Raw genomic sequence first — 24,243 nt, 5'->3', positions numbered from 1 at the left:
CTGTTTGCAGAGGAGGAAAAGTCATGACCTTAGATCTGTTTAGTCCTGAACCGCAAGAAAACTTGCTGCCATTCGATGGGCAGGTGCAGGACTTGGGCTTGATTTTAACTGCGGAGCAAAGTGCGAAATATTTGGATTATTTTTTAGCACATTTGGCATGGCAACCTGACGAAGTCGTACTGTATGGCAAACATTATGTCACGGAACGAAAAGTGGTGTGGTATGGTGATGCCGACTATCAATATCACTATTCGGGGAGTGCCAAGCAAGCACTGTTATGGCATCCCGCTTTGTTTCGTTTAAAACACCATATTGAGCAACTGGTGGGACATCCATTTAACTCGTGCCTAGCCAATTTATATGAAAATGGCAGCCAAGCCGTGGGCTGGCATAGTGATGATGAGCCTTCACTACGTTCACCGAAGCAAGAAAATGTGGTGATTGCCTCACTCAGTTTTGGTGCAACCCGTAAGTTTTGCTTTAAGCACAAGTTTAAACAGGAAAAAATCGAGCTGATGTTGCATAGTGGGCAATTGATCGTGATGCGTGGACAGACCCAGCGCTACTGGAAACATGCTTTGATGAAATCCAGTAAAATCAGTGAGCCGCGTCTGAATTTAACCTTTCGCTATTTCTATCCAACGCTTCAACGCTAAGTATAATTAAGCCTCAATATTATGCAATAGATGGCATTTCTGTTCGATCTGTAAGGCGCTATGTCTTAATATTTCGACCATTTTTTTCAGATCGACAAATTCAAACCGGTTTTTCGAAGCCAATAAGGTCAGTGCCAACGGTGTATCTTTGGGTGAAAATTTGACAGGTACAGACAGACTGGCAAGGTTGGGGTCAAACTCGCCATTGGAAAAATAATAGCCCTGTTTCTTAATGGCTTTCATTTTCTGTAAGAATTCATCTTGGCTCGCGGCAAAATTGACCTCGGCCAGCTGAGCCGAAAATTTTTGATAATATTCAATAATTTTAGCTTTGCTGAGCTGTGAAATCACCACTTTAGGCGATGAACCCAAATACACGGGACGTGGGCAACCGCGCCCATAAGAAAATAACTCAAGGTCTTTAAAGACTTCACCATATAGGTCAATACAGTGCTCTGCGTTAAGCTGGGTGAGAATACAGCAAAACTCCGTTCGCTCAACGATGTCTTGCATAAAAGGAATGCTGATTTGTAAGAGTGGGTCTGTGGTTCGAGAGATATAGTCCAAAACAGCAATCTGAGAGCCTAAAGTATAGTCACCACTGGTACCACTTAAGCGCTGTAAAAGTCCTGCGGATACCAATTCCTTTAAGTAACGGTAACTGGTGGGCTGTGATAGTCCCAGTTCGGCACTGATGATATCGACATTGATAATCGGGCGTGACACAGAAAAGAGGTCTAAGACAGTGAGAATTTTACCGAAACTTGAAAGTGCCATAAGAACCTACTTAGTCAAAATAAATGCCATTTGAACGACAGTTACTATATAACAAAAACCCTAGACTCGACATGGCTTTCGTTCTGGGCGCATGGCTTTCGTGGACTTTTATCAGCATTTGTAATGCAATAAAAAGGGTGAAATATGATCTTAAAAATATGTAAATTATCATATTAAGATATTTTAATTGACAAAAATCCATATTTTTGGAAAAATTATCATTACAAATGTCTTTTAATGAATAATGCTTTTGTTATTTATTGAGCTATTTTCTTTCCTTTCAACATGGCGCTGTCTTTGACCATGTCAGTAAAAGACTTCATTTATTTGAATCATTTTTTCATCCGTCTTCGCATGAGGTGAGGACGAAGTGATGCTGTTTGTCTGAGCAATGCTGTGTGGAAGAATTGTTTAAATGTTGTCATTCAGCGCATTTAGAGATGAATTTATGTTCCTCACCAAACAGTTACTCGCATTCCGTCCAAATAAATTGGACTGGATTTTTGCGACGAAAACCTTTTTGGCAGGCATGCTTTCACTTTATGTCGCATTTTCATTAGATTTGGCTTATCCCATTTGGGCGATTGGAACGGTCTTCGTCATCGCAAACCCCTATGCGGGTATGACCTCCTCAAAAAGTCTTTATCGGGTATTGGGAACGTTGTTGGGAGCGATTGTTTCGATTGCAGTCACGCCAAACCTGATCAACACTCCAGAATTGTTCACGTTATTTTTAGCCACATGGGTCGGGTTTTGTCTATATTTTTCATTGTTGGATCGGACGCCGCGTAGCTATATTTTTATGTTGGCGGGCTATACCACGGTCATTATTTGCTACAACATTGTGTATAACATTGAAACCACTTCCATGTTTGATATGGCGATTGGTCGCTCCATTGAAATCACGGTGGGAGTACTGTGTAGTGCAGTGGTGAATGCGGTACTGTTTCCCATGCATATTGGTCCCGTAGTCAAAACCCGTGTTTCACAGACTTTTCAAGACACTCGAGCGGTTTTTGATCAGATCCTGACAGATGATGTTAAGGCCATTAATTACAGCACTACGCTTAGTCATATCACGCGGGATATTGCCGATATTCATGTGATGGCCGTGCACTTGAGCTATGAAAAATCGACCTTGCAGGGCATGACCAAACCGCTCCAAGAAATGCTGCATCAACTCAGTATGTTGGTGACAAACTTGGTGGCCATGGCCGAGCGAATTCAGCAGTTAGATCACATTGACTCACGCTACCGACCAGCTTTAGAAAAGGCGCATGTACAGATTGTAAAATTTTTACAAAGTGATCAGGTCATTTTAGAGCAGGACTTAAACCAGCTACCTGAGCAGTTTGAGTCGAGTTTTCAAGCCGTGTTTGACAGTGCCTTGCCACAGCAGCAAGTCATGTTGGTCAGTTTAAAAATGGATGTGCGTCATTTCACCCAAAATATACGCGCCATTAAGTTGATTTGGCAGCGTATCCAACAGGGGGATGATAGCTTACCCGCAATCGTGACTCCGATTAGTACAAACTATCCCAACTTACATCGAGATCATGGCGTAGCCGTGCGTGGCGGCATTTCAGCTTTTATTGTGGTGCTTGTGGCGACTGGCTTTTGGATTGTCAGTGGTTGGAAAGCCGGTTTTATGATGGCGGAAATGGCAGCTATTTGTGCCTGTATTTTGACCAGTATGGACAACCCCGTTCCTGCCTTAAAAATCTTTATCCGTGCCAGTGTGTATGCGGCGATTATTGTCTTTATTTATGCTTATGGCATCTTTCCACACATCAGCGCTTTTTGGATGTTGGCTGTGGTGTTAGCCCCTTTTTGTATGTACTGTCTGATGCTGTTTTTACATCCTCCACTCACAGGTTTGGCGCTGCCTTTGATAATGGGTGTGGTCATGGGCTTAAACCTGAAAAACCGTTATCACCTTGACCAAGTGATGTTTTTTGATGCATCGATTGGGACGGTGCTTGGCCCCATCATTTCTGTCTATGTGATTCACTTGGTGCGTGCGATGTCGCCGGACATTACCGCCAAGCGAATCCTGTCTTTACATTATAAAGCGATACGACAAGCGCTTTATTTACCTTATGGGGTGGAATTTAGAGTGCATTTGCGCAGTATGTTGGATCGGATAGGCGTACTGAATACCAAATTGGTACAGTCCGATCGCTTGAAGCAAAAAATCAATTTGGCCCTGATTGAATCCAGTGCTGTGATTGATTTAACTCGGGTGCAAGAACTGATTGAAAAAATGCCTATGCAGGCCTCTATCACGCTGCATCTACAAGAACTACAAAGCCAAATGGATGCTTATTTTCACGCTAAAGAATTAGACCATAGCGACCTACAGGTCAGACAACACATTTTGGACAAAATTCAGATCATTCAGGCCGAGCTTATACAGCTGCAAGACCTAAGCATTGCTCGGCGTTTGCAAGTTTCACTGAATAATATTCAAAGCAGTCTTTGTCATGCGACATGGGATGAAATGTTTCAAGTCCGTTTGTTGGGAGCATAACGATGGGCGAACTTAATATCTATGGTGTGTATGTGCCAGTTTTGGTCATTCAGGCGGTATTGGCCTACATCGTATTACGGTTACTCATGCGGGTGACCGATCCTTGGGTCGACAAAGGCTGGATTTTTTTACCCAGTATTTTTTATTTATGCCTCTACATTACTGTGCTTGGCGTAGTCCATTGGGGTTTTATCGTGAGCTTTGCCTAAGCGCACATCTGATTGAAATGAATGAGGTAAAAGAAATGGCATCCTTTGATTGGCGTAAACTGAGCCGTCCCATCACTTTAGTGCTGATTGCGGGTATCGCGATCGCGGTGCTCGTGCATCTTTGGCATTATTATAATGCTGAACCGTGGACACGTGATGGGCGGGTTCGTGGCGATGTGATTCAAGTGTCTTCCGATGTATCAGGCTTAGTCACGGAAGTTTTAGTGCATGATAATCAAAGCGTCAAACAAGGGCAGGTGCTGTTTAAAATTGATGTGGCGCGTCAGGCGCTTGATGTGGAACAAGCCAAATCAGACTTGGCTAAAGCCAAAGCCAGTTTGGCTGCTGCCGAAGCGGAGTTGTTTCAAAGCAAAGCCAATTTGACCAAATCACAAGCCAATAGTCACTTGGCCGATAAAAATGCAGAACGCTATGCCAATTTGATGGATGGTGCTATATCAAAGCAAGAACAAGATCAGATGTTTGCCGTACGAGATCAATCACATGCCGAACATGAACAAATGCAAGCGGCGATTCAGCAGGCCAAAGCCAATATTGCGCAGCAACAGGCATTAATCGATGTAGCCACCAGTAATTTACATTTGGCTGAATTAAACTTAAACCGTTCCGAAGTCCTAGCACCAGCCGATGGCACACTGTCTAATTTTGAGATGAAAGCAGGGAATTATGTCAAAGTGGGGCAGGCGGTAGCGGCATTATTAGATCGCTCGCAGCTTTATGTGGTCGGTTATTTTGAAGAAACTAAGTTAAATAAAATATATTTGGGTGCGCCCGCGACTGTACAGTTGATGGGGGACTCAAACATATTGAAAGGACATGTGCAGGGGATTGCTTCAGGCATTGAAGATCGTGAACGAACTACAAGTACAGGTTTATTGGCCAATGTAAACCCAACCTTTAGTTGGGTGCGTTTAGCGCAGCGCGTTCCTGTGAAAATTGCACTGGATGATATTCCGAAAAATGAATTGGCATTTGTCGCGGGGCGAACCGTAACGGTACATATTACCGAGTCACAGCACTAAATTGACCTCTGTTCATTTCAAAAAAAAGCATCCAATGAGGATGCTTTTTTTTGAACGCTATTTGATGTGTCGAGATCCGACTCCAGTCATAAAAACCATGTCATCTGTTTTAAGAAAGGCTTACTTAAGGTGTTAGACCTTCAGGATTGCGATACCAACTTTCAATAAATAATGTTGCGGCAAGACTATCAGCAGAAACTTTTTTGCCTCGGCCTTGCGCATGGTAATGGCTCAGCTCATCACGGGCTGCACGAGTACTTAAGCGTTCATCCACCATCCATGTTTCAATATTGGTTTGATGGCGTAAACGACGTGCGAACTTACGTGCTCGAGCAGATAATTCTGACTCGCTATCATCCATATTGAGTGGTAGACCGACTAAAAATACATTGGGTTGATATTGTTTAATAATTTTATGCAGTTCATCCCAATTGGGGATGCCATCTTTCATTGGAAACAAAGCCAAAGGTGTTGCACTTTCAATCAGTGCTTGACCGACTGCCATGCCCATTTTTTGTGTACCAAAATCAAATGCCATAATCATTTGAGGTGTGTTTAAATCAGGCATGTCCAATCTCAGATGACAACCAGGTTCGGTCCAGCCCGAGCTTTTTATAGGCAGCATCCCAACGGTCGTCATAAGGAATATTAAAAATCAAATCCATATCAGCATCACAGACCAACCAATCACCACGAGCGAGTTCATCTTCCAATTGGTTTTTGGTCCAGCTGGCATAACCCAAAGCAATTTGATAACGACCCACACCTTCGTTATGGGCAATGGCATCTAGAATATCTTTAGAGGTAGTGATACAGATGTTTTCTCCCACCGCAATAGATGAGTGCCATGTTGGTTGGCCAGTATGTAAGACAAAGCCTGCTTCAGGACGTAAAGGGCCACCTTGGAGTACATCATGAGGGCGGACATGATCTGCTTCAATTTCAAGATCATTGAGCAATTCCTTAACAGAAAGTCCTGAAGGTCGGTTGATGATGATGCCTTGAGCACCTTCTTCATCGTGTCGAGCCAAATAAATCACCGTATTGGCAAAAAAATCATCTGCCATATCGGGCGGGGCAATGAGACAGCGATGCGTCAGATATTGTTTGCTCACCTAAAGGCTTCTCCTTGAAATTGAAATGCTTCTAGTAAATGTTCCTAATTACCACGTTACTAGACTAATGCCTATTCTCCAAATCTTTTTTTGTGATCCAATCTACATATTCTAAGCAGACTGGAACTTTAGCTGGCGTAATTGCTTGGCATGTTGCAGTGTGGTGTCGTTGATTTCAACCCCCCCTGTCATGCGTGCGAGCTCATTGATTCGCTCATCTTCTTCTAAACTTAAAATGGTACTGCTGGCCGGGTCAGTTTGGCGCTTTTTCACCAATAGATGTTGGTCGGATTGTGCTGCGACTTGGGCTTGGTGGGTAATACATAAAATTTGCACGTGTGAGCCTAAGTCGGCCAAGAGGCGTCCCACAATTTCCGCCGTGCCACCACTGATCCCGACATCAATTTCATCAAACACCAAAACTTCTGCTTCAGTTTTTTCAGCATTCATCACTTGCATGACCAAGGCAATACGTGAGAGTTCACCGCCTGATGCTACTTTGGCTAAGGGCTGAGGTGGGATACCTTTATTGGCTGTAAATAATAGTTGGATAAAGCTGAGTCCCTCACTTGAAGCCTGTTCCAAAGGTTCAAACTTAAACTCAAAATGGGCTTCAGGTAGGGCCAGTTGTTTCACTTGTTCGGTTAAATGTTTGGCCAGTGGTGCGGCTGCATCTTGGCGAATTTGATCCAGATGGTGGGCTTTATCTAAAAAGTCTTGATGAGAGCGCTCGACTTGTTCTGCTAGTGTTTCAGGGTCTTCCAATAAGTGAAGTTGTTCTAATTCGACTCGCCATTGTTCATGTTCTTGCTTGAGCAATTCAGGCTGCGTGCGATATTTACGTGCAAAACGGTGGAACATTTCAAGCTGTGTATTGAGCTCTTCCATACGTTCAGGGTCGTAACTTTGACGGTCAATAAACTGACGCAGGTTGGCTGTAGCATCTTCAAGTTCACTTTGCGCATTCAGCAAAGAGGTATGAATTTCAGCCAATTGCTCACTACGGCCAGCATGCGACTCTAAACGACGAAGGATACTGGAAACTTCTTGATTAATATTCTGCTCTGCATCATCTAACGCATTTAAGGCATAACTGCTGTCTTGCATGATATTTTCATGATGTGAAAGACGGTCAAACTCTTGTTCAATCTCTTTGTAGTCGATTTGAACCACATCTTCGAGTTCTTCAAGTTGTAGGTTCAGCGTGTCGATACGCTGTTTTCGTGTGGCTTGGGCATCCAATGCTGCTTGATGCTGACGGATGTCTTTTTGCCATGTGCTATAGGCTTCACGCACAGCTTGCGCTTCTGGGTAGAAGTTATGATAGAGGTCTAACCAGCGTCTTGGATAAGGCGGTTCTAATAGCTGTTGCTGACTGTGTTGACTATACAGCTGTACCAGCAAACGCCCGATTTCTTTCAATTCAGCTAAGCTGCTCGGACGACCATTAATCCATGCTTTGCTGCGGCCAGTGGCAAAAATAACCCGTCTTAGATGAATTTCTCCTGACTCATCATCTAACTCATGTGCCTTTAGCCATATGGCTTCAGGGCTGTGCTCTTGATAGCTGAAAATAGCCGTGACATCAGCTTTGTCTGAACCGAAACGGACATAGTTGGTGTCGGTACGTTCTCCCAGACAGGCGGACAGTGCATCTAGCAATAATGATTTGCCTGCACCTGTTTCCCCAGTCAGGACATTAAAACCTTGATCGATATCAAGTGCTAAGTGATCGGCTAAAGCAAAATTAATTAAAGTTAAATGTGTCAGCATAAACGCATCCGAGCTGCGAAAAGTTTTAGTTTAAGATAGTGAAGTTTTATTCAGCCGACAAGACGGCAACGCTATTCGTTTTGTGCAAAGTCGGCTTATTTTAGCGTGAATCTGAAAGTCGACCTAGCAGATTTTTTAAATCCGACTGTTATAGCAAACACAGCACAAACATGTGGGTATGCGATGTATACAGAAAGAGCACGACTCAGGGAACGGATCGCATTGGCAAAAAACACGCCAAAATGGGCTAGAAATTGAGGCAATTGTACGATGGTCGGACTTTAACAAAATATTGATTGAGGGGAATAAAACATCGATTGATTAGTTAATCGCACATCTTTAAACTAGCGAATCAATACGAATATAAATGCGCATTATCTGGAGTGTACGCATGTCAACTCAGTTCGACCATGTCTCTGTCATTAAAAAATCCAATGTTTATTTTGGCGGTTTATGCATCAGTCATACTGTGCAATTTGAAGATGGCACCAAAAAAACGTTAGGGGTTATTCTTCCGACAGAGCAAGCTTTGACGTTTGAAACACATGTGGCAGAGCGTATGGAAATTATTTCAGGCGAATGTCGTGTACAAATTGCAGACAGCGAAGAGAGTGAATTGTTCCGCGCAGGTCAGTCTTTTTATGTGCCTGGCAATAGTCGTTTTAAAATTGAAACTGACGAAGTGTTGGACTACGTGTGCCATTTAGAAGGCTAAGCCTTCAACTGATACTCGCCAAGTAATTTCAAGCGAAATCGGTTAAACTATCTGTTGCACAGCAATCCTGTAAAGTCAGCTTTACAGGATTTTTATTTTTGGCACATCGTGTCGATGGTCATTTATCTTTTAGAGGTCCTACATGGCTAAACCTGAATATTTCTATGGCGTTCATTCGGTGGAGTCATTGTTGGAACTTGAACCTGAACGCGTACTGACGCTTTTTACCTTAAAAGGGCGTGATGATCAGCGTTTAAAACGCGTACTTGAGTTGGCTGAACCTTTTGGTATTAGCGTACAACAAACGGGTCGTGATCGATTAGAAAAAATGGCTGGCTTACCGTTCCACCAAGGGGTTGTGGCTGCGGTCCGTCCTAATCCAGTTTTCAATGAAAAAGATTTAGAAGCCTTACTGAAACAATCGCCAAATTGTTTATTGCTGGGTTTAGACCAAGTCACCGATCCGCATAACCTCGGCGCATGTATCCGTACCGCAGCTGCAATGGGCGTTGAGGCCGTGATTGTGCCTCGTGATCGTTCTGCAAGTTTGACCCCGACCGCGCGCAAAGTTGCGGCAGGTGGTGCTGAAAAAGTTAAATTTATCCAAGTGACCAATCTGGCTCGGACTTTAGCGCAAATTAAAGATGAGTTTAATGTGCGTGTGGTCGGTACCATGTTGGATGAAAAAGCCTTACCACTACAACAGTTCGATTTTACTGGAACGGCTGTATGTGTGGTGATGGGTGCTGAAGACACAGGTCTGCGCCCAATTACTCAGTCTCAATGCGATCAAACGGTTTATATTCCGATGGCAGGCAATCTACAAAGTTTGAATGTCAGTGTAGCAACGGGTATGGCTTTGTATGAAGCATGCCGTCAACGTAATGTCTAAGATTTTTTAATTCCCAATTTAATTTAAGCTCAATGATGACCCCTCAAAAACAAGGCTATGTATTTATTGCCATCACCATGTGTATTTGGGGGGGATTTACCTTAACGGCGCGGCTTAGTGCCAATTGGGGTATTGGTGCGTGGGATATTACCGCCTTACGCTTTCTCTTGGCGTTTTGCATCTTAATGCCAATCTTGATCTATAAAAAAGATACCGCCTTTTTGTGGAAGAAAGAGCCTTTTATTTTGGCGATGATTGGTGGGGTGTGTTACTGCATCACCGCTTATAGCGCTTTTCATTATGTGCCTGCGGCACATGCTGCGATCTTTCTGAATGGCTGCATTCCGCTTTGCACGGCTGTCGCAGCTTATCTGCTATTTCGACAACCGTTTGACCGGCATACTTGGCTCAGTCTCAGTATTATGTTGCTCGCACTGACGGCCATGAGTGGGCTGATGTATCAAGAAACAGGTGTTGCTTTTAGTTTAGGTGATGGCTTGTTTTTACTCAGTGCTGTGCTGTGGGGAACATTTACCGTTTTATTAAGACAATGGAAACTGTCGGCATGGCACTCCATGGCAGGTGTTGCGATTTGGGCTGCGATTATTTTTGTGCCGATTTATATTTTATTTCTACCCAAAACCCTAGCGCATGTGCAACCTGTGCAATTGATTGCTCAGGTTGTATTTCATGGCGTGTTCGTAGTCATCGTGGCGACCCTCACTTATGTGGAAGCCATTAAGCGTTTAGGGGCATTTAAAACAGGCAGTATTGTGACTTTGGCGCCTTTTATTGCTGCGATTATTGCGGTTCCTTTGCTCAATGAGCCTTTGAGTGTTGCGATTTTATGTGGTCTTCTGGGAATGGGGATCGGGGCCTTGCAGCCATGGCGTTGGATACGGCAGGACAGTTTGAAAGCCCAACTCGCACAACAAAAAAAGCAGTCATAATTGACTGCTTTTTTTTAGACTTCTGAATGGGCCAAATACTTTAAATGCAAAGGTCTGAGCTGTGCGTATAAGTGTTCCAAGTGTCCATCATTTACCACAATATCATCGGCCAACGCTTGTTTTTGTTCACGGGACATTTGCGTTTTAATGATGGTTTGAATTTGCTCAATGGTTTGATGGTCGCGGTGTGAAGCGCGGAGAATCTGGATATCAATTGAAGCATCGATCAGAAGCGTATGTTGCGTCAGTTCATGCTGATTAGTTTCAAAAAGTAGCGGTGAAACCAAAATCGCATAAGGGCTGGTCGCAGCTTGTAATTGTTGCATGATGGACTGACGAATTGCAGGGTGGGTGATCTTTTCCAATTGCTTACGGGCAGACGGGTCCTGAAAAATGTGTTCACGTAAAGCGCGTCGATTCAGTTCGCCATTGTCCAGTAAGGCCCACTCGCCGAAGCTGCTTCGAATTTGCTGAAGTGCGGGTTGCCCTACAGCAACAATCTCTCGAGCAACCACGTCAGCATCAACTACCTGTATGCCTTGTTGTTCAAACCAGTGGCTTGCGGCAGATTTTCCACTGCCAATCCCGCCTGTCAGACCTAAAATAAATGACATATTATTTTAATTGCCTAAGTATATTTTCATAATTTGCTCACCCCACAAAAAGGCAATCCATCCTGCGATGGCAATATACGGACCAAAAGCAAAAGGCTGATTTTCTTTACGGACTTTGAGCAGGATGATGCCGATAATGGCGCCTACGAAAGAAGAAAGTAGCACAATCAGTGGTAGTAGCAAAGGACCCATCCATGCGCCTAAAGCAGCAAGTAACTTAAAGTCACCATAACCCATACCTTCCTTGCCTGTGATGAGCTTAAACAGATAGTAGACAATCCATAAGCATAAGAAACCAATGATGTAACCCCAAATGGCCGCTGTCGGTGTGGTGTAAATCGCATAACTATTGACCCCTAAACCCAGACCTGCAAGGGTGAGGGTATAGCGATCAGGTAAAAGTTGAGTGTCAAAATCAATAAAAGTTAAGGTGATTAAAATGTAAGTGAGTACGAGACCGAACAGCATTTGGATTGTTGGACCAAAGACTGCAACCACGACCAATGCACAAATGGCGGTCAGGAGTTCAATCGCAGGGTAGCGAATGCTGATCGGGTTATGACAAGTGCCACACTTTCCTCGTAGCAGTAACCAGCTAATTACAGGGACATTTTGATACCAGCGTATGGCACTTTTGCATTTGGGGCAGGTCGAGGCAGGCTTGCTCAACGAGAGTTTCGTTTCATCAATAATAGGCTGTTCAGGATGAATCAGAAGTTGGCAGTCGGTGCGCCATTCTTGTTCCATCATTTTTGGCGTGCGATAGATCACTACATTCAGGAAACTACCAATGCACAAACTAAAAACTCCAACGGCGAAATAAAGCGCCATTGGAGTATTGATAAGATAGGAAATTATTTCTTGCATTAAACCACAGAACCCATTTGGAAGATTGGTAAATACATGGCAATTACTAGGCCACCCACAAGTACACCCAAGACTGCCATGATGAGAGGCTCCATCATTGCCGTTAAGCCATCCACCGCATTATCGACTTCGTTTTCATAGTGAGTGGCAACTTTATCCAACATGGCATCGAGCGCACCAGATTCTTCACCAATCGCTACCATTTGTACTGCCATTGATGGAAATTTATTGGTGGCACGCATCGCGAATTGAAGTTGTTGCCCTGTTGCGACATCTTCACGGATCTTCATCACAGCTTCTTCATAGACCACATTGTTGGTTGCACCCGCGGTAGATTCGAGGGCATCAATTAAGGGTACACCTGCAGCAAAGGTTGTCGATAGGGTGCGGCTATAGCGCGCGATAATCGCTTTATAGACTAAATCACCAAAAATTGGGGCTTTGAGGGCGGCTTTATCTAGCATGTCACGAAACTTTTTACTACGCTTTTTGGTTTCGAGTAAAGCGGTAATCACCACACCAACGACAATAATCAAAATGAACCAGTATTTCTGCATCCATTCAGACATATTTACCACCATTTGGGTGAATGCAGGTAAGTCTGCACCAAAGGAACTAAAGAGTTCTTGGAAAACAGGGACAACTTTGACCATCAAAATAATAGTCACGATCACAGCAACCACAACCACGGTTGCTGGGTATTTCATGGCCTTTTTAATTTTTTGTTTCAGTAATTCACTTTTTTCTTTATAGACCGCTACGCGGTCCAGCATGGTCTCAAGCGCACCTGATTGTTCGCCTGATTCAACCAATGAACAGAATAAGTTGTCGAAATATTGTGGATATTTTTTGAGTGCTCCCGCAAAGGTATTACCGCCTTCAACTTCACCTTTAATGCCGAGGACAACTTCACGCATAGACGGGTTTTCCAAGCCTTCAGCCACAATTTCAAAGCCTTGTACCAATGGTACACCCGCTTTCATCATGGTTGCGAGCTGTCGGGTGAAAATCGTGATGTCCAGTGTGGTCACTTTTTTCTTTAATATGCCTTCAAGAATATTCTTTTTCTTTTCTCGAATACTCTTGATGGTAATCCCTTGTTTGCGCAAAGTAACTTTGGCGAGGGCAAGGTTACGTGCAGGCAATTCCCCTTTAATTTTTGCCCCTTTACGATCAATCCCTTCATAATTGAAGGTTGGCATCATCTGTGCTTTTTTGACAGCCATGCATTTATCCTTATTCTTTCAATATTTCAACTATTCGCTGGTTACACGATTCACTTCTTGTAAGGAAGTGACCCCCTGCATAACCTTGAGTAAACCTGAACGACGTAAATTGTTAAATCCTAATTTTGCAGATGCTTCCGCAATCTGTAAGGCATTGCCATCTTCCATAATAATTTTTGAAATTTCTGGTGTGACTTTCATGACTTCATAAATACCAACACGTCCTTTATAGCCTTCACGGCACTCAGCACACCCCACCGGTTGATAAACTTTGAAGTCTGGATCTTTGATATCTGTGGAAGTAAAGCCCATTTCGAGCAAGCTTTGTTCAGGAATATCGACAGAGGCTTTGCATTGGCTACATAAGCGGCGTGCTAAACGTTGTGCAATTACCAAATTGACCGAGGTCGCAATGTTAAAAGAGGGAACCCCCATATTGCGTAAGCGTGTCAGAGTTTCAGGTGCACTATTGGTGTGGAGTGTCGACATGACCATGTGGCCTGTCTGCGCGGCTTTAATCGCGATTTCAGCTGTTTCAAGGTCACGAATCTCACCGACCATCACAATATCAGGATCCTGACGTAAGAAGGACTTCAGCGCAGCAGAGAAGGTAAGGCCGACTTTATTGTTCACGTTAACCTGATTAATGCCTTCTAAGTTAATCTCAACAGGATCTTCCGCAGTTGAGATATTGGTGTCTTCTTTATTTAGAATATTCAGACCTGTATATAGAGATACCGTTTTACCTGAACCTGTCGGGCCAGTAATTAGCAACATGCCTTGAGGTTTGTCTAAAGCCTGCATAAACAGATCTTTTTGGTCTGGTTCATAACCTAAAGCATCAATCCCCAGCATAGCACTGGATGGATCGAGAATACGCAGAACCAGTTTTTCGCCAAACAAGGTTGGAAGTGAGTTGACACGAAAGTCGATGGCTTTACTTTTTGACAGCTTTAATTTAATTCGGCCATCTTGTGGCACGCGCTTTTCAGAAATGTCCATTTGTGACATGACTTTTAAACGAGAGGCGAGGCGAGTCGCCAGTTGTAGTGGTGGACTGGCAATATGACGCAGAACTCCATCTACACGATAACGGACACGGTAAGATTTTTCATAAGGTTCAAAGTGCAAGTCTGATGCACCCATACGAATCGCATCGATCAGTAATTTATTGATGTATTTGACGATCGGCGCTTCATCCCCTTGAGGTGAGTCATCTTCTTCGTCATTTGAGTTCTGATGGTCTTGCTCTAAGTCTAAATCAATATCTTCATCAGAAAATTCAAAGCTATCAGCTTGCGCGAAATTTTGTTCGATCAGTTTTTCAAGCTGGGGATGTTCAACAATAATCGCTTCAATGTTCATTTTAGAATTGAAGCGAATCGCGTCCATCGCATCCATGTTGGTTGGATTGCTGGTAGCGATATAGAGAATATTGCCACGACGGTAAATCGGCAACACACGATGCTTGGTGATAAGTTTGTCTTCGACCAGATCCCGTAGAATTTGTACAGAATCATAGACACTTAAGTCAAAAACAGGCTCTCCAAACTCCAAAGAAATCGTCTCAGCGATCATTTGTGGGGAGAGTTTATGGTTTTCAATCAGATAAGGAACGATGTCTTGCTGAGCCTTTTTTGCAGAGAGCATTGCCTGCTGCATATTTTCAGCAGTCACGCGTCCGTCTTCGACTAAGCGTCGAATGAAGCCTGTGAACTTAGGCAAACCATTTGATACTGACATTCCCCAGATCCTTAACTTCTCAATTGTTTATAATTGGTATCGTAAAATTATACTTTTGTTGCACAAAAATACCATATCTGAAAGTGTTGTCACCACCTTAATATCGATTAAAAGCATGAACTGGTCGTGATAGCAGGCGATTTTTTTACAAAAAGATGTCTTTATTTTCATTCGTATTATTTTGATTGCTGAAGAAATTCTAGAAGAAAACTATCTTTGAAAAATAAATACCGTGTAGAATGAGGCCGTTTTAATGAACTGTTTTGAATAGGGTGCTGTATGTCGGGTTCGACGATTAAGCCATGGGTTGTCGGCAATTGGAAGATGAACCCAATGCAGGCAGATGCCAAGCAATTGCTTCAAGAATTTAAACAGCTCTTGCAAGAGAATGAAATAGCAGAAGAAAAATGTAATATTGGGCTTGCGCCTGTGACGCTGGCTTTGACGTCAACGCAGGCTGAATTGGCGAATGCTACACGTTCAGTTTTTACTGTGGCGCAAGACGTATCGCGTTTTGGCAACATGGGTGCATATACCGGTGAAGTGAGCGCAGAGCTGCTTAAAGATAGTCAAATCGAATATGTTTTAATTGGTCACTCAGAACGTCGTGAATATTTTGCTGAAAGTGCAGCAATTTTAAATGCGAAAGCCCAAAATGCCTTAAATGCGGGTTTAAAAGTCATTTACTGTGTCGGTGAAAGCTTAGAACAGCGTGAATCGGGTCAGGCAGAAGTAGTGGTTTTACAACAAATTTGCGATTTAGCCAGTGTGGTAACGGCAGAGCAGTGGCCTCATATTGTGATTGCCTACGAGCCGATTTGGGCCATTGGTACAGGAAAAACTGCTTCACCAGAAGACGCGCAAACCATGCATGCTAAAATCCGTGAAGGCCTCACGCAAATTACCAGTCATGGCGCGAACATGGCCATTTTATATGGTGGTAGTGTAAAAGCTGAAAATGCAGTAGAGTTAGCGGCCTGTCCAGATATCAATGGTGCACTCGTCGGTGGGGCATCTTTAAATGCAACGTCGTTTTATAAAATTGTCGAAGCATTTGCAAATACAAAATAATTAGGAGTTCAGCATGCAAACTTTTGTGCTGGTAGTACATATTATCTTAGCTGTGTTGATGATCGTGCTGATTTTGGTCCAGCATGGTAAAGGTGCAGATGCTGGTGCTTCGTTTGGTGGTGGCGGTGCTGCAACTGTATTTGGTGCATCAGGTTCAGGTAATTTCTTGACCCGATTGACTGCGGTTTTGACGGCCTTGTTTTTTATCACCAGTTTGTCACTTGCTGTGTTTGCCAAAAAGCAAACCACAGATGCCTATAGCTTAAAGTCAGTGCAAACGACAAGTTCTGCACCTGCACAATCGACTGAAACTTCGCCAGCTGCACCTAAAACAAGCGAATAATTGGAATTAGTCCTTTCTTTTTTGTGACGATGCTACTAGAATGCGTCACAGCTGCGGTGGTGGTGGAATTGGTAGACACGCTACCTTGAGGTGGTAGTGCTTTCGGGCGTGGGGGTTCAAGTCCCCCCTTCCGCACCAACTTATGAATCCAGAAGATTAAGTTGGTGTATGCAGCAAATTCTGTTGATGCGGGATGGAGCAGTCTGGTAGCTCGTCGGGCTCATAACCCGAAGGTCGTTGGTTCAAATCCAGCTCCCGCTACCAATCAATCTTATTTTAGAAGCAAACTAAAGTGAGTAGCTTAAGTCATTAAGTTAAGAATATTTTTTGCGTTTTGATGCGGGATGGAGCAGTCTGGTAGCTCGTCGGGCTCATAACCCGAAGGTCGTTGGTTCAAATCCAGCTCCCGCTACCAATCTTATTTTAGATGCAAACTAAAATAAGCAGTTTAAGTGATTAAATTGAATAATTTTTGCGTTTTGTTGCGGGATGGAGCAGTCTGGTAGCTCGTCGGGCTCATAACCCGAAGGTCGTTGGTTCAAATCCAGCTCCCGCTACCAATTTGATTTAGGTGCAACTAAATCAGAGCAAGTACGAAGTATTTAGATTGAAAAATAGTTCATATTTGTATATAATTTTTGCACGTTGATGCGGGATGGAGCAGTCTGGTAGCTCGTCGGGCTCATAACCCGAAGGTCGTTGGTTCAAATCCAGCTCCCGCTACCAAGTTTCTAAAAAGAGGCTCACAACAAGGTGGGCCTTTTTGCACAGTGGATATTAATTTTCTGTGCAATAATTGGGGCGATTACGCCCTTTTTTATTGGCTATCGTGTAGTGTCGATGTGAGCCGGATACGGTGAAAGTCAAAGTGTCATGTTCCACTACTACTATAGTTTGTATTGGCTTGTAGTGGTCTGTTTCGGCCATTGAATCGCACAAAAATGACGAGAGTAAATGAAGCTATCAAATAAAACTCAAGCACTCCAAGACTTAATTGCTCCTGCAGTGCAAGCCTGTGGTGTTGATCTTTGGGGGATTGAATTCCTTCCTCAAGGAAAACGTTCTTTATTGCGCATTTATATCGACAAAGCTGTCGACGAAAATGCAGAACCCATCATCAATGAAGATGGTGAAGAAGAGCAGGGCCGTGGCATCGGCGTACAAGACTGTGTACGCGTGACCCAGCAAGTCGGCGCAATGATGGATGTCCATGATCCAATTTCAGGTGAATATGCACTTGAAGTGTCATCTCCGGGTTGGGATCGTCCATTTTTCCAACTTGAACAATTACCTGCATATATTGGTCAACAGATCGCTTTCCGTTTGATCAGTGCAGTCGATAACCGTCGTAAATTCCAAGCTAAATTGGTTGCTGTAGATCTTGAAGCTGAAATGATTCAAGTCGAAGTGGAAAAGCAACAGGTGCTTGAAATCGATAGTAATAATATTGATAAAGCCAATTTGGTCTATCAAGATTAATTCATTTAATAAATAAGAATCTGAACGAATAGGTGGCTTATGGCACGTGAAATTCTTACCGTAGTTGAAACGGTTAGTAATGAAAAAGGTGTACCTCGTGAAGCGATTTTCGAAGCCTTAGAACAAGCGCTTGTTGCTGCGACTAAAAAGAAATTTTACGAAGGAACAAACTCTGAAGAAGCTCAGCTTCGTGTAGAGATTGATCGTAAAACGGGCGAATACAGCACTTTCCGTCAATGGGAAGTGGTTGCGGATGAAGATCATGAAATGCCAGCATGTCAAGATGCGATTTCAGATGTTGATCCTGCACAATGGTCGATTGGTGATATTCGTGAGCTTGAAGTGCCTTCAATTGACTTCGGTCGTATTGCGGCGCAAATTGCAAAACAAGTGATTGTTCAAAAGATTCGCGAAGCTGAACGTGCGCTGATTGCAGATGCCTACGAGTCTAAAGTGGGTGAGTTGATCTACGGTGAAGTGAAAAAGCAAACTAAAGATGGCTTTATCATTGACTTAGGTGACAATGCTGAAGCGTATCTTGCACGTGAAGAAATGATTGCAAAAGAAATTTTGCGTCCGAAGCAACGTGTAAATGCGATTTTGTTTAATGTGAACCGTGAAGGCCGTGGTGCACAACTACAATTGTCACGTGCCAAGCCTGAAATGCTCATCGCTTTGATGAAGAAAGAAATTCCTGAAATTTCTGAGGAAATCATTGAGATTAAAGCGGCAGCGCGTCAACCTGGTGTTCGTGCTAAAATTGCTGTGAAAACCAATGATCATCGTATTGATCCAGTGGGTGCATGTATTGGTATGCGTGGTACACGTATCCAAGCAGTTCAGCAAGAATTGAACGGTGAGCGTATTGATGTTGTTGTATGGTCTGATGATCCTGCACAGTACATTGCGAGTGCTTTAGAGCCAGCAGATGTATCGGGTATTGTGATTGATGAAGAAGAACGTACAGCGGATATTATTTTCGCAACTAGCGATCAATTAGCGCGTGCGATTGGTTCACAAGGTCAAAACGTACGTTTAGCTTCTGAACTTACAGGCTACAAACTCAACATGATGCTTGAAGATGAGTATCATGCTCGTCAGCAAAATGAAGCACAACAATACTTAGACCTATTTGTATCGCGTCTAGATATTGAAGAAGATTTGGCAATGGCATTGGTTGAAATGGGCTTTACTTCTTTAGAAGAGATTGCTTATGTTCCAGCTGAAACATTTGACGAAATCGAGCTAGATGCTGAAGTTGTTGAATTACTTCAAAGTCGTGCCAAAGAAGTTGCATTGGCTGATGCATTACAGCAGCAAGAAAACATCCAAGATCCAAGCGCGGAACTCGTTGCAATGGAAGGGATGACGCAAGAGATTGCTTATGCACTTGCAGCACGTGGTGTCATCACAATTGATGACTTGGCTGACCAAGCGACTGACGATATTGCTGATATTGAAGGTCTGGGTACAGAGAAAGCGGGTCAACTTATTATGAAAGCGCGCGAATCATGGTTTAACTAGGAGATCTACATGACGGATAAGACGATACAAGAGTTAGCTCTCAGTGTGAACCGCCCTGTTGAGAAGCTCCTAGAGCAGGTTCGTGATGCTGGTTTACCACAGCGTAAATCGGACGATATAATCTCTACTGAACAACAAGATGCCCTCGTGCACCATTTGAAGAAAATTCATGGTCAAGACGATGGTCAGGCAGGAAAAATCACGTTGAAACGTAAAACGACCAGTACCGCTAAAGTAGCGAGTACATCAGGTAAGGCAAAAACGATTAATGTAGAAGTTCGCAAGAAACATACATTTACCAAGCCAGATCCAGAACAAATTAAAGCGGAAGCTTTGGCAAAAGCGCAAGCTGAGCAACAAGCTCGTGCGAACGTTCAAGCTATGGTTGAACCAAAAGCTGAAACTCCAGTAGTAAATAAAGCGGCTGCAAACTTTGAAGCGATGCGTGCTGCTGCAAAGCAAGAAACGACGAAGCAAGAAGTAGCAAAAGCTGCGGTAGTTGTGAAGCGTAAATCAAACAATAAGCCTGTGGTTAAAGCACAAGTTAAAGTTGTTGAAACACCTGAACAGAAAAAAGCACGTGAAGCTCAAGCCGCTCAATTAAAAGCGACTGAAGAAGCAGCACGTCGTAAGGCAGCTGAAGAAGCGCAGCAACGTACACTTGAACAAATGCGTCAAATGGCATCTAAGTATTCAAACGAAGATGCAACTGCGACCATTCGTGTAGTGGATGATTCTCCACTTGCTGCGGGCCTGGTTGGTCAAGCATATGAAGACTCATTTGCGAAAGAAGACCGCGAAATCAAACGTGGTACCAATACGCCAGCTACACGCGCACCGAAGAAAGGTGGTCGTCGTGGTGAAGAGCAATCTTTCCGTGATAACTCGCATAAACGTGGTTTGAAAACAAGCTCTGCAAACAAGCATGGCTTTGAAAAACCGGTTAAAAAGCAAGTTTATGATGTTGAAATTGGTTCAACCATTGTGGTTGCTGACTTGGCTGCAAAAATGGCAGTTAAGGTACGTGAAGTAATTAAGTCACTCATGAAAATGGGTGAGCTTGTGACTCAGAACCAAGCGATTGACCAAGAAATTGCAGCATTAATCGTAGAAGAAATGGGCCATAACCCAGTTCTTGTATCGGATACGCAAGCAGAAGATAACTTACTTGAAGCAGCAGAAGAAGCACGTGGCGCTCAAACGACTCGTCCTCCTGTTGTGACCATTATGGGTCACGTTGACCATGGTAAGACATCGTTACTTGACCGCATTCGTCGTTCAAAAGTGGCAGCTGGTGAAGCGGGTGGTATCACTCAGCACATCGGTGCGTACCATGTTACGACTGATAAAGGCATTATCACATTCTTAGATACTCCGGGACACGCAGCATTTACTGCAATGCGTTCACGTGGTGCGAAATCGACAGACATCGTGGTATTGGTGGTTGCAGCAGATGATGGTGTAATGCCACAAACAGCTGAAGCGATTGATCACGCACGTGCTGCAGGTACGCCAATTATTGTTGCAATCAACAAGATGGATAAAGAATCTGCTGATCCAGATCGCGTATTGAATGAATTGACTGTGAAAGAAATCGTGCCTGAACAATGGGGCGGTGACGTTCCTGTTGCAATGGTTTCAGCACATACAGGTCAAGGTATTGATGAGCTTCTAGATATTATTTCAATTCAAGCTGAATTACTTGAGTTGAAAGCATCTGAAGAAGGTGCTGCTCAAGGTGTCGTGATTGAAGCACGTGTAGACAACAGCCGTGGTGCGGTAACGTCTATCCTTGTTCAAAACGGTACATTGAAAGTAGGTGACCTTGTTCTTGCCGGCGCATCTTACGGTCGCGTACGTGCGATGACAGATGAAAACGGTAAACGTATTCAATCTGCTGGTCCTTCAATTCCGGTTGAAATTCTAGGTCTACCTGAAGCGCCAATGGCGGGTGATGAAGTTCTTGTTGTGAATGACGAGAAAAAAGCACGTGAAGTTGCCGATGCGCGTATGGATCGTGAACGTCAAAAACGTCTTGAGCGTCAAAGCGCAATGCGTCTTGAAAATATCATGGCGTCTATGGGCAAGAAAGATGTGCCTATCGTCAATGTGGTATTGAAAACTGATGTACGTGGTACATTGGAAGCATTACACGTTGCTCTTGCTGACCTTGCAACAGACGAAGTTAAAGTTCGTGTTATTGGCTCAGGTGTTGGTGCGATCACTGAATCTGACGTGACACTAGCTGAATCTTCTGAAGCGGTACTTCTTGGCTTTAACGTACGTGCGGATAACGCAGCGCGTCAAAAAGCGGATGCTGACGGTATCGATATTCGTTACTACTCAATCATCTATCAATTGATTGATGATGTGAAAGCAGCGATGAGCGGTAAGCTTGCACCTGAACACCGTGAAACAATTCTGGGTGTGGCTGAAGTACGTGAAGTGTTCCACTCAAGTAAGTTTGGTGCAGCAGCAGGCTGTATGGTACTTGAAGGTATGTTACACCGTAATAAACCAATTCGTGTCCTTCGTGATGACGTGGTGGTGTTCCAAGGTGAGCTTGAGTCACTTCGTCGCTATAAAGAAGTGGTTGAAGAAGTTCGTGCAGGTATGGAATGTGGTCTTGCGGTTAAAGGTTATAAAGACATCAAAGAAAAAGACAAGATCGAAGTCTATGATGTTCAATTGATCAAACGGAGTCTTTAATGGCGGGTAGTCAACGTCTTAAGCGCATGGCGGATACAGTACAACGTGAGTTGTCTGAACTGATTCGTCAAGAGTTGAAAGATCCACGCTTAGGTGGTCTCGTGACCATCTCTGCGGTGAAGGTTAGTCCAGACTTAGGTTATGCTGAAGTATATGTGACTGTGATGGGCCGTGAGCTTGGCGATGAGCAAAGTGAAGCAGCCAATAAAGAAACGCTAGATGTGTTGAACAAAGCATCTGGTTTCTTGCGTCACGAACTCGGCCGTCGTATTAAGACACGTATTACACCGCGTTTGCGTTTCCATTACGATAAAACCAATGCATATGGTAACTATATGTTTGGCCTGATTGCTGAAGCAGTAAAGGATTTACCCGCTGACGAAGCAAACAAAGATGATGAATAATTCAGTCTAACTGAATCAAAAAGCCACCTTCGGGTGGCTTTTTTTATGCGGAGTAATGGTTGAAGCTAGAGCAAGACTTAGGGGGATATTGCATAGGATTATGATAGGAGAATAGAGGTTGAGCTTTTAGGGATTATTTTGACTATCAAGTTGCTGTGGACTGGATTGATATGGGCAATGATTTACTAGCGGGACACTTTGATCATTTTAATTTTTGAGTGGATTGAGTATCAATTAGCTTGATCAGTCTACCTGTGTTGGTCAGTGTAATGGATGCGACACTATCTAATAAGTTTGAGCCTTATCATCAGTACAATGTTCAAATTAGCGCAACAGCACCATATCAATGCTGAAGCGCTAGAATGTATTTATTTTATTGCCTTTACACCACAAGCATTTAAAGACGATGTTCAGTGTCTTCATGCTTATTGCTAAAAGCTCTGCGGCGGGTACGTTGCCAAGGCAGTGGACGGTTGAGTGCTTCTGGAACGTCACCACTGAGCGAGCGTAAGCGCAAATGTAGCGCCGCTTGAGCCATCAAATTCGCCGATACGGGTGCGGTTAAGAAGGCAAACAGTGTTAATAACAGCTCAGCAAAACCAAAGCGTCCTTGGAATGCAGAATAGATCATTGCCGCGATCAAGAAGCTCCCTAAGCCTAAGGTGCTTGATTTGGTTGGGGCATGCAGGCGCATGAATAAATCGGGCAGGCGCACCATTCCAATCCCTCCAACCAGCATGAAGAAAGTGCCGATCATGAGAAAAATGGAGACTAAAATTTCCATCGTAAGTTGCATCGATCTCGCTCCTAGTCAATCACATGACCTGAGGTGAAGTAGCGTGCTAAAGCGGCTGTAGAGACAAAGCCGAGCATCGCAACCAAAAGAGCACCTTCAAATAATGAAGTGCTGGCCCAGTAAATGCCTAAAATAATAATGAGGCAGATTGCATTTAAAAAGAGTGTATCGAGTGCTAAGAGTCGGTCTACAATCGATGGACCGATGATTAAGCGAATTAAGCACAGCAACATTGAAATGGTGACGGCGATTAAACAAATCCCGAGGGCATAAGGCAAAATAGTCATGCTTTGTCTCCTGCTTCGACACCAAAAATTTGCATCAATGGTTTTTCATAACGCGCTTTGATATTTTCAATCTCGGCATTTTCATCATCGGTGCTGAGGGCGTGAACTAAAATGTCCCCACGATCTTGATCGATGCCTGCTGAAACAGTGCCTGGTGTGGTGGTAATAATCATCGCCAGTAAGGTGTTTACTTCCTCATGTTGTGTTTCCAGCGGAACGCGAAACCATTTGGGTTGTAGACGATCAATTGGGCCGAGGACCAATTTAGCCACTTGAATATTCGACACCACAATGTCGTATAACACCACAAAAAATAGTTTCAGCGCCGCTTTCCATTCAATATTTGGAGTGTAAGTAATGAATGGTCTGATCAGACGCGGAATAAAAGTAGCCAGTAAAAATGCCATCACTAAGCTGGCTGCATCGACACTATGTGCCAACATCACCCAGCTCAGCGCAACAATCACCGAGACAAAAGGGTGGGGTAACCAACGCTCCAAAAACGACGTTTTTTTCATGT

At 43.6% G+C, this 24,243-nt stretch carries 24 protein-coding genes and 5 tRNA genes; 18 read left to right on the top strand and 11 right to left on the bottom strand.

What is annotated here, in order from left to right:
- The first annotated feature begins 23 nt into the window (after window positions 1-23).
- Window positions 24-656, top strand: coding sequence for an alpha-ketoglutarate-dependent dioxygenase AlkB family protein (locus tag ACSC9N_RS15580; protein ID WP_010325759.1), 633 nt, complete (start codon window positions 24-26; stop codon window positions 654-656).
- A gap of 6 nt (window positions 657-662) precedes the next feature.
- Here the strand turns inward: ACSC9N_RS15580 and ACSC9N_RS15575 are convergent, their stop codons facing one another.
- A complete protein-coding gene (locus ACSC9N_RS15575) occupies window positions 663-1,433 on the bottom strand; it encodes an IclR family transcriptional regulator (protein ID WP_004692725.1) in 771 nt (256 codons plus the stop codon).
- A gap of 448 nt (window positions 1,434-1,881) precedes the next feature.
- Here ACSC9N_RS15575 and ACSC9N_RS15570 point away from each other — a divergent pair, with 448 nt between their 5' ends.
- From ACSC9N_RS15570 to ACSC9N_RS15560, 3 genes are read left to right on the top strand one after another with little or no spacing between them, the layout of a single operon-like run.
- A complete protein-coding gene (locus ACSC9N_RS15570) occupies window positions 1,882-3,963 on the top strand; it encodes an FUSC family protein (protein WP_010325760.1) in 2,082 nt (693 codons plus the stop codon).
- Window positions 3,964-3,965: 2 nt separating this feature from the next.
- Window positions 3,966-4,172 carry a DUF1656 domain-containing protein gene (locus ACSC9N_RS15565; RefSeq protein ID WP_004692723.1) on the top strand — a complete coding sequence of 69 codons (207 nt, stop codon included), beginning with the start codon at window positions 3,966-3,968 and terminating at the stop codon, window positions 4,170-4,172.
- Window positions 4,173-4,207: 35 nt separating this feature from the next.
- Window positions 4,208-5,215, top strand: coding sequence for an HlyD family secretion protein (locus tag ACSC9N_RS15560; protein ID WP_010325761.1), 1,008 nt, complete (start codon window positions 4,208-4,210; stop codon window positions 5,213-5,215).
- Between the two features lie 124 nt (window positions 5,216-5,339).
- Here ACSC9N_RS15560 and ruvX read toward each other — a convergent pair whose 3' ends face one another.
- The 3 genes from ruvX to recN all read right to left on the bottom strand — a co-directional run bounded on the left by ruvX (window position 5,340) and on the right by recN (window position 8,103).
- A complete protein-coding gene (ruvX, locus tag ACSC9N_RS15555; RefSeq protein WP_004978741.1) occupies window positions 5,340-5,783 on the bottom strand; it encodes a Holliday junction resolvase RuvX in 444 nt (147 codons plus the stop codon).
- Entirely contained in the window at window positions 5,776-6,330 is a 555-nt protein-coding gene (locus ACSC9N_RS15550) for a YqgE/AlgH family protein (RefSeq protein WP_010325762.1), read from the bottom strand. The genes ruvX and ACSC9N_RS15550 overlap by 8 nt, the downstream gene beginning before the upstream one ends.
- 111 nt (window positions 6,331-6,441) lie before the next feature.
- Window positions 6,442-8,103 carry a DNA repair protein RecN gene (recN, locus tag ACSC9N_RS15545; protein WP_010325763.1) on the bottom strand — a complete coding sequence of 554 codons (1,662 nt, stop codon included), beginning with the start codon at window positions 8,101-8,103 and terminating at the stop codon, window positions 6,442-6,444.
- Window positions 8,104-8,494: 391 nt separating this feature from the next.
- Between recN and ACSC9N_RS15540 the strand changes: the two genes are divergently transcribed.
- From ACSC9N_RS15540 to ACSC9N_RS15530, 3 genes are all read left to right on the top strand, one after another.
- Entirely contained in the window at window positions 8,495-8,818 is a 324-nt protein-coding gene (locus tag ACSC9N_RS15540; protein WP_004692718.1) for a pyrimidine/purine nucleoside phosphorylase, read from the top strand.
- Window positions 8,819-8,960: 142 nt separating this feature from the next.
- Complete coding sequence (gene rlmB, locus ACSC9N_RS15535) at window positions 8,961-9,710, top strand: 23S rRNA (guanosine(2251)-2'-O)-methyltransferase RlmB (protein ID WP_004692717.1); 750 nt, start codon at window positions 8,961-8,963, stop codon at window positions 9,708-9,710.
- Between the two features lie 32 nt (window positions 9,711-9,742).
- On the top strand, window positions 9,743-10,660 hold the full coding sequence (locus ACSC9N_RS15530; RefSeq protein WP_029574926.1) for a DMT family transporter: 918 nt from the start codon (window positions 9,743-9,745) through the stop codon (window positions 10,658-10,660).
- Between the two features lie 14 nt (window positions 10,661-10,674).
- Here the strand turns inward: ACSC9N_RS15530 and coaE are convergent, their stop codons facing one another.
- The 4 genes from coaE to pilB are packed head-to-tail and all read right to left on the bottom strand — an operon-like array spanning window position 10,675 to window position 15,110.
- Entirely contained in the window at window positions 10,675-11,274 is a 600-nt protein-coding gene (gene coaE / locus ACSC9N_RS15525) for a dephospho-CoA kinase (RefSeq protein ID WP_010325765.1), read from the bottom strand.
- Window positions 11,275-11,280: 6 nt separating this feature from the next.
- Window positions 11,281-12,141, bottom strand: coding sequence for a prepilin peptidase (locus ACSC9N_RS15520; protein WP_010325766.1), 861 nt, complete (start codon window positions 12,139-12,141; stop codon window positions 11,281-11,283).
- On the bottom strand, window positions 12,141-13,367 hold the full coding sequence (locus ACSC9N_RS15515) for a type II secretion system F family protein (RefSeq protein ID WP_010325767.1): 1,227 nt from the start codon (window positions 13,365-13,367) through the stop codon (window positions 12,141-12,143). The genes ACSC9N_RS15520 and ACSC9N_RS15515 overlap by 1 nt, the downstream gene beginning before the upstream one ends.
- 30 nt (window positions 13,368-13,397) lie before the next feature.
- The gene (pilB, locus tag ACSC9N_RS15510) at window positions 13,398-15,110 is read right to left on the bottom strand and encodes a type IV-A pilus assembly ATPase PilB (protein WP_010325768.1); all 1,713 of its coding nucleotides are present in this window, start codon (window positions 15,108-15,110) and stop codon (window positions 13,398-13,400) included.
- Between the two features lie 279 nt (window positions 15,111-15,389).
- Here pilB and tpiA point away from each other — a divergent pair, with 279 nt between their 5' ends.
- The 11 genes from tpiA to ACSC9N_RS15455 all read left to right on the top strand — a co-directional run bounded on the left by tpiA (window position 15,390) and on the right by ACSC9N_RS15455 (window position 22,640).
- Complete coding sequence (gene tpiA / locus ACSC9N_RS15505; RefSeq protein ID WP_010325769.1) at window positions 15,390-16,181, top strand: triose-phosphate isomerase; 792 nt, start codon at window positions 15,390-15,392, stop codon at window positions 16,179-16,181.
- A gap of 13 nt (window positions 16,182-16,194) precedes the next feature.
- Window positions 16,195-16,524 carry a preprotein translocase subunit SecG gene (secG, locus tag ACSC9N_RS15500; RefSeq protein ID WP_004692710.1) on the top strand — a complete coding sequence of 110 codons (330 nt, stop codon included), beginning with the start codon at window positions 16,195-16,197 and terminating at the stop codon, window positions 16,522-16,524.
- 53 nt (window positions 16,525-16,577) lie between these two features.
- Window positions 16,578-16,662, top strand: a tRNA-Leu gene (locus tag ACSC9N_RS15495).
- Window positions 16,663-16,711: 49 nt separating this feature from the next.
- A tRNA-Met gene (locus ACSC9N_RS15490) sits at window positions 16,712-16,788 on the top strand.
- Window positions 16,789-16,862: 74 nt separating this feature from the next.
- Window positions 16,863-16,939, top strand: a tRNA-Met gene (locus ACSC9N_RS15485).
- Between the two features lie 68 nt (window positions 16,940-17,007).
- A tRNA-Met gene (locus ACSC9N_RS15480) sits at window positions 17,008-17,084 on the top strand.
- An 89-nt stretch (window positions 17,085-17,173) separates the two neighbouring features.
- Window positions 17,174-17,250 (top strand) — tRNA-Met (locus ACSC9N_RS15475).
- 228 nt (window positions 17,251-17,478) lie between these two features.
- Window positions 17,479-18,003, top strand: coding sequence for a ribosome maturation factor RimP (gene rimP / locus ACSC9N_RS15470; RefSeq protein WP_004692708.1), 525 nt, complete (start codon window positions 17,479-17,481; stop codon window positions 18,001-18,003).
- A 39-nt stretch (window positions 18,004-18,042) separates the two neighbouring features.
- Window positions 18,043-19,527, top strand: a complete 1,485-nt coding sequence (gene nusA / locus ACSC9N_RS15465) for a transcription termination factor NusA (protein ID WP_004692706.1) — start codon at window positions 18,043-18,045, stop codon at window positions 19,525-19,527.
- Between the two features lie 9 nt (window positions 19,528-19,536).
- Window positions 19,537-22,236 carry a translation initiation factor IF-2 gene (infB, locus tag ACSC9N_RS15460; RefSeq protein WP_010325772.1) on the top strand — a complete coding sequence of 900 codons (2,700 nt, stop codon included), beginning with the start codon at window positions 19,537-19,539 and terminating at the stop codon, window positions 22,234-22,236.
- Window positions 22,236-22,640 (top strand): ribosome-binding factor A, encoded by a 405-nt coding sequence (locus tag ACSC9N_RS15455; protein ID WP_004978763.1) that lies wholly within the window; start codon window positions 22,236-22,238, stop codon window positions 22,638-22,640. The genes infB and ACSC9N_RS15455 overlap by 1 nt, the downstream gene beginning before the upstream one ends.
- A gap of 397 nt (window positions 22,641-23,037) precedes the next feature.
- Here ACSC9N_RS15455 and ACSC9N_RS15450 read toward each other — a convergent pair whose 3' ends face one another.
- From ACSC9N_RS15450 to ACSC9N_RS15440, 3 genes are read right to left on the bottom strand one after another with little or no spacing between them, the layout of a single operon-like run.
- Window positions 23,038-23,436, bottom strand: coding sequence for a Na+/H+ antiporter subunit G (locus ACSC9N_RS15450; protein ID WP_004692702.1), 399 nt, complete (start codon window positions 23,434-23,436; stop codon window positions 23,038-23,040).
- Between the two features lie 11 nt (window positions 23,437-23,447).
- On the bottom strand, window positions 23,448-23,723 hold the full coding sequence (locus ACSC9N_RS15445; protein ID WP_004692700.1) for a monovalent cation/H+ antiporter subunit F: 276 nt from the start codon (window positions 23,721-23,723) through the stop codon (window positions 23,448-23,450).
- Window positions 23,720-24,241 (bottom strand): Na+/H+ antiporter subunit E, encoded by a 522-nt coding sequence (locus ACSC9N_RS15440; protein WP_010325773.1) that lies wholly within the window; start codon window positions 24,239-24,241, stop codon window positions 23,720-23,722. The genes ACSC9N_RS15445 and ACSC9N_RS15440 overlap by 4 nt, the downstream gene beginning before the upstream one ends.
- Window positions 24,242-24,243 lie beyond the last annotated feature (2 nt).

Source organism: Acinetobacter sp. PC34 (assembly GCF_051789135.1).
GTDB lineage: Bacteria > Pseudomonadota > Gammaproteobacteria > Pseudomonadales > Moraxellaceae > Acinetobacter > Acinetobacter johnsonii.
This window is presented reverse-complemented; position numbering and strand designations above follow the sequence as displayed.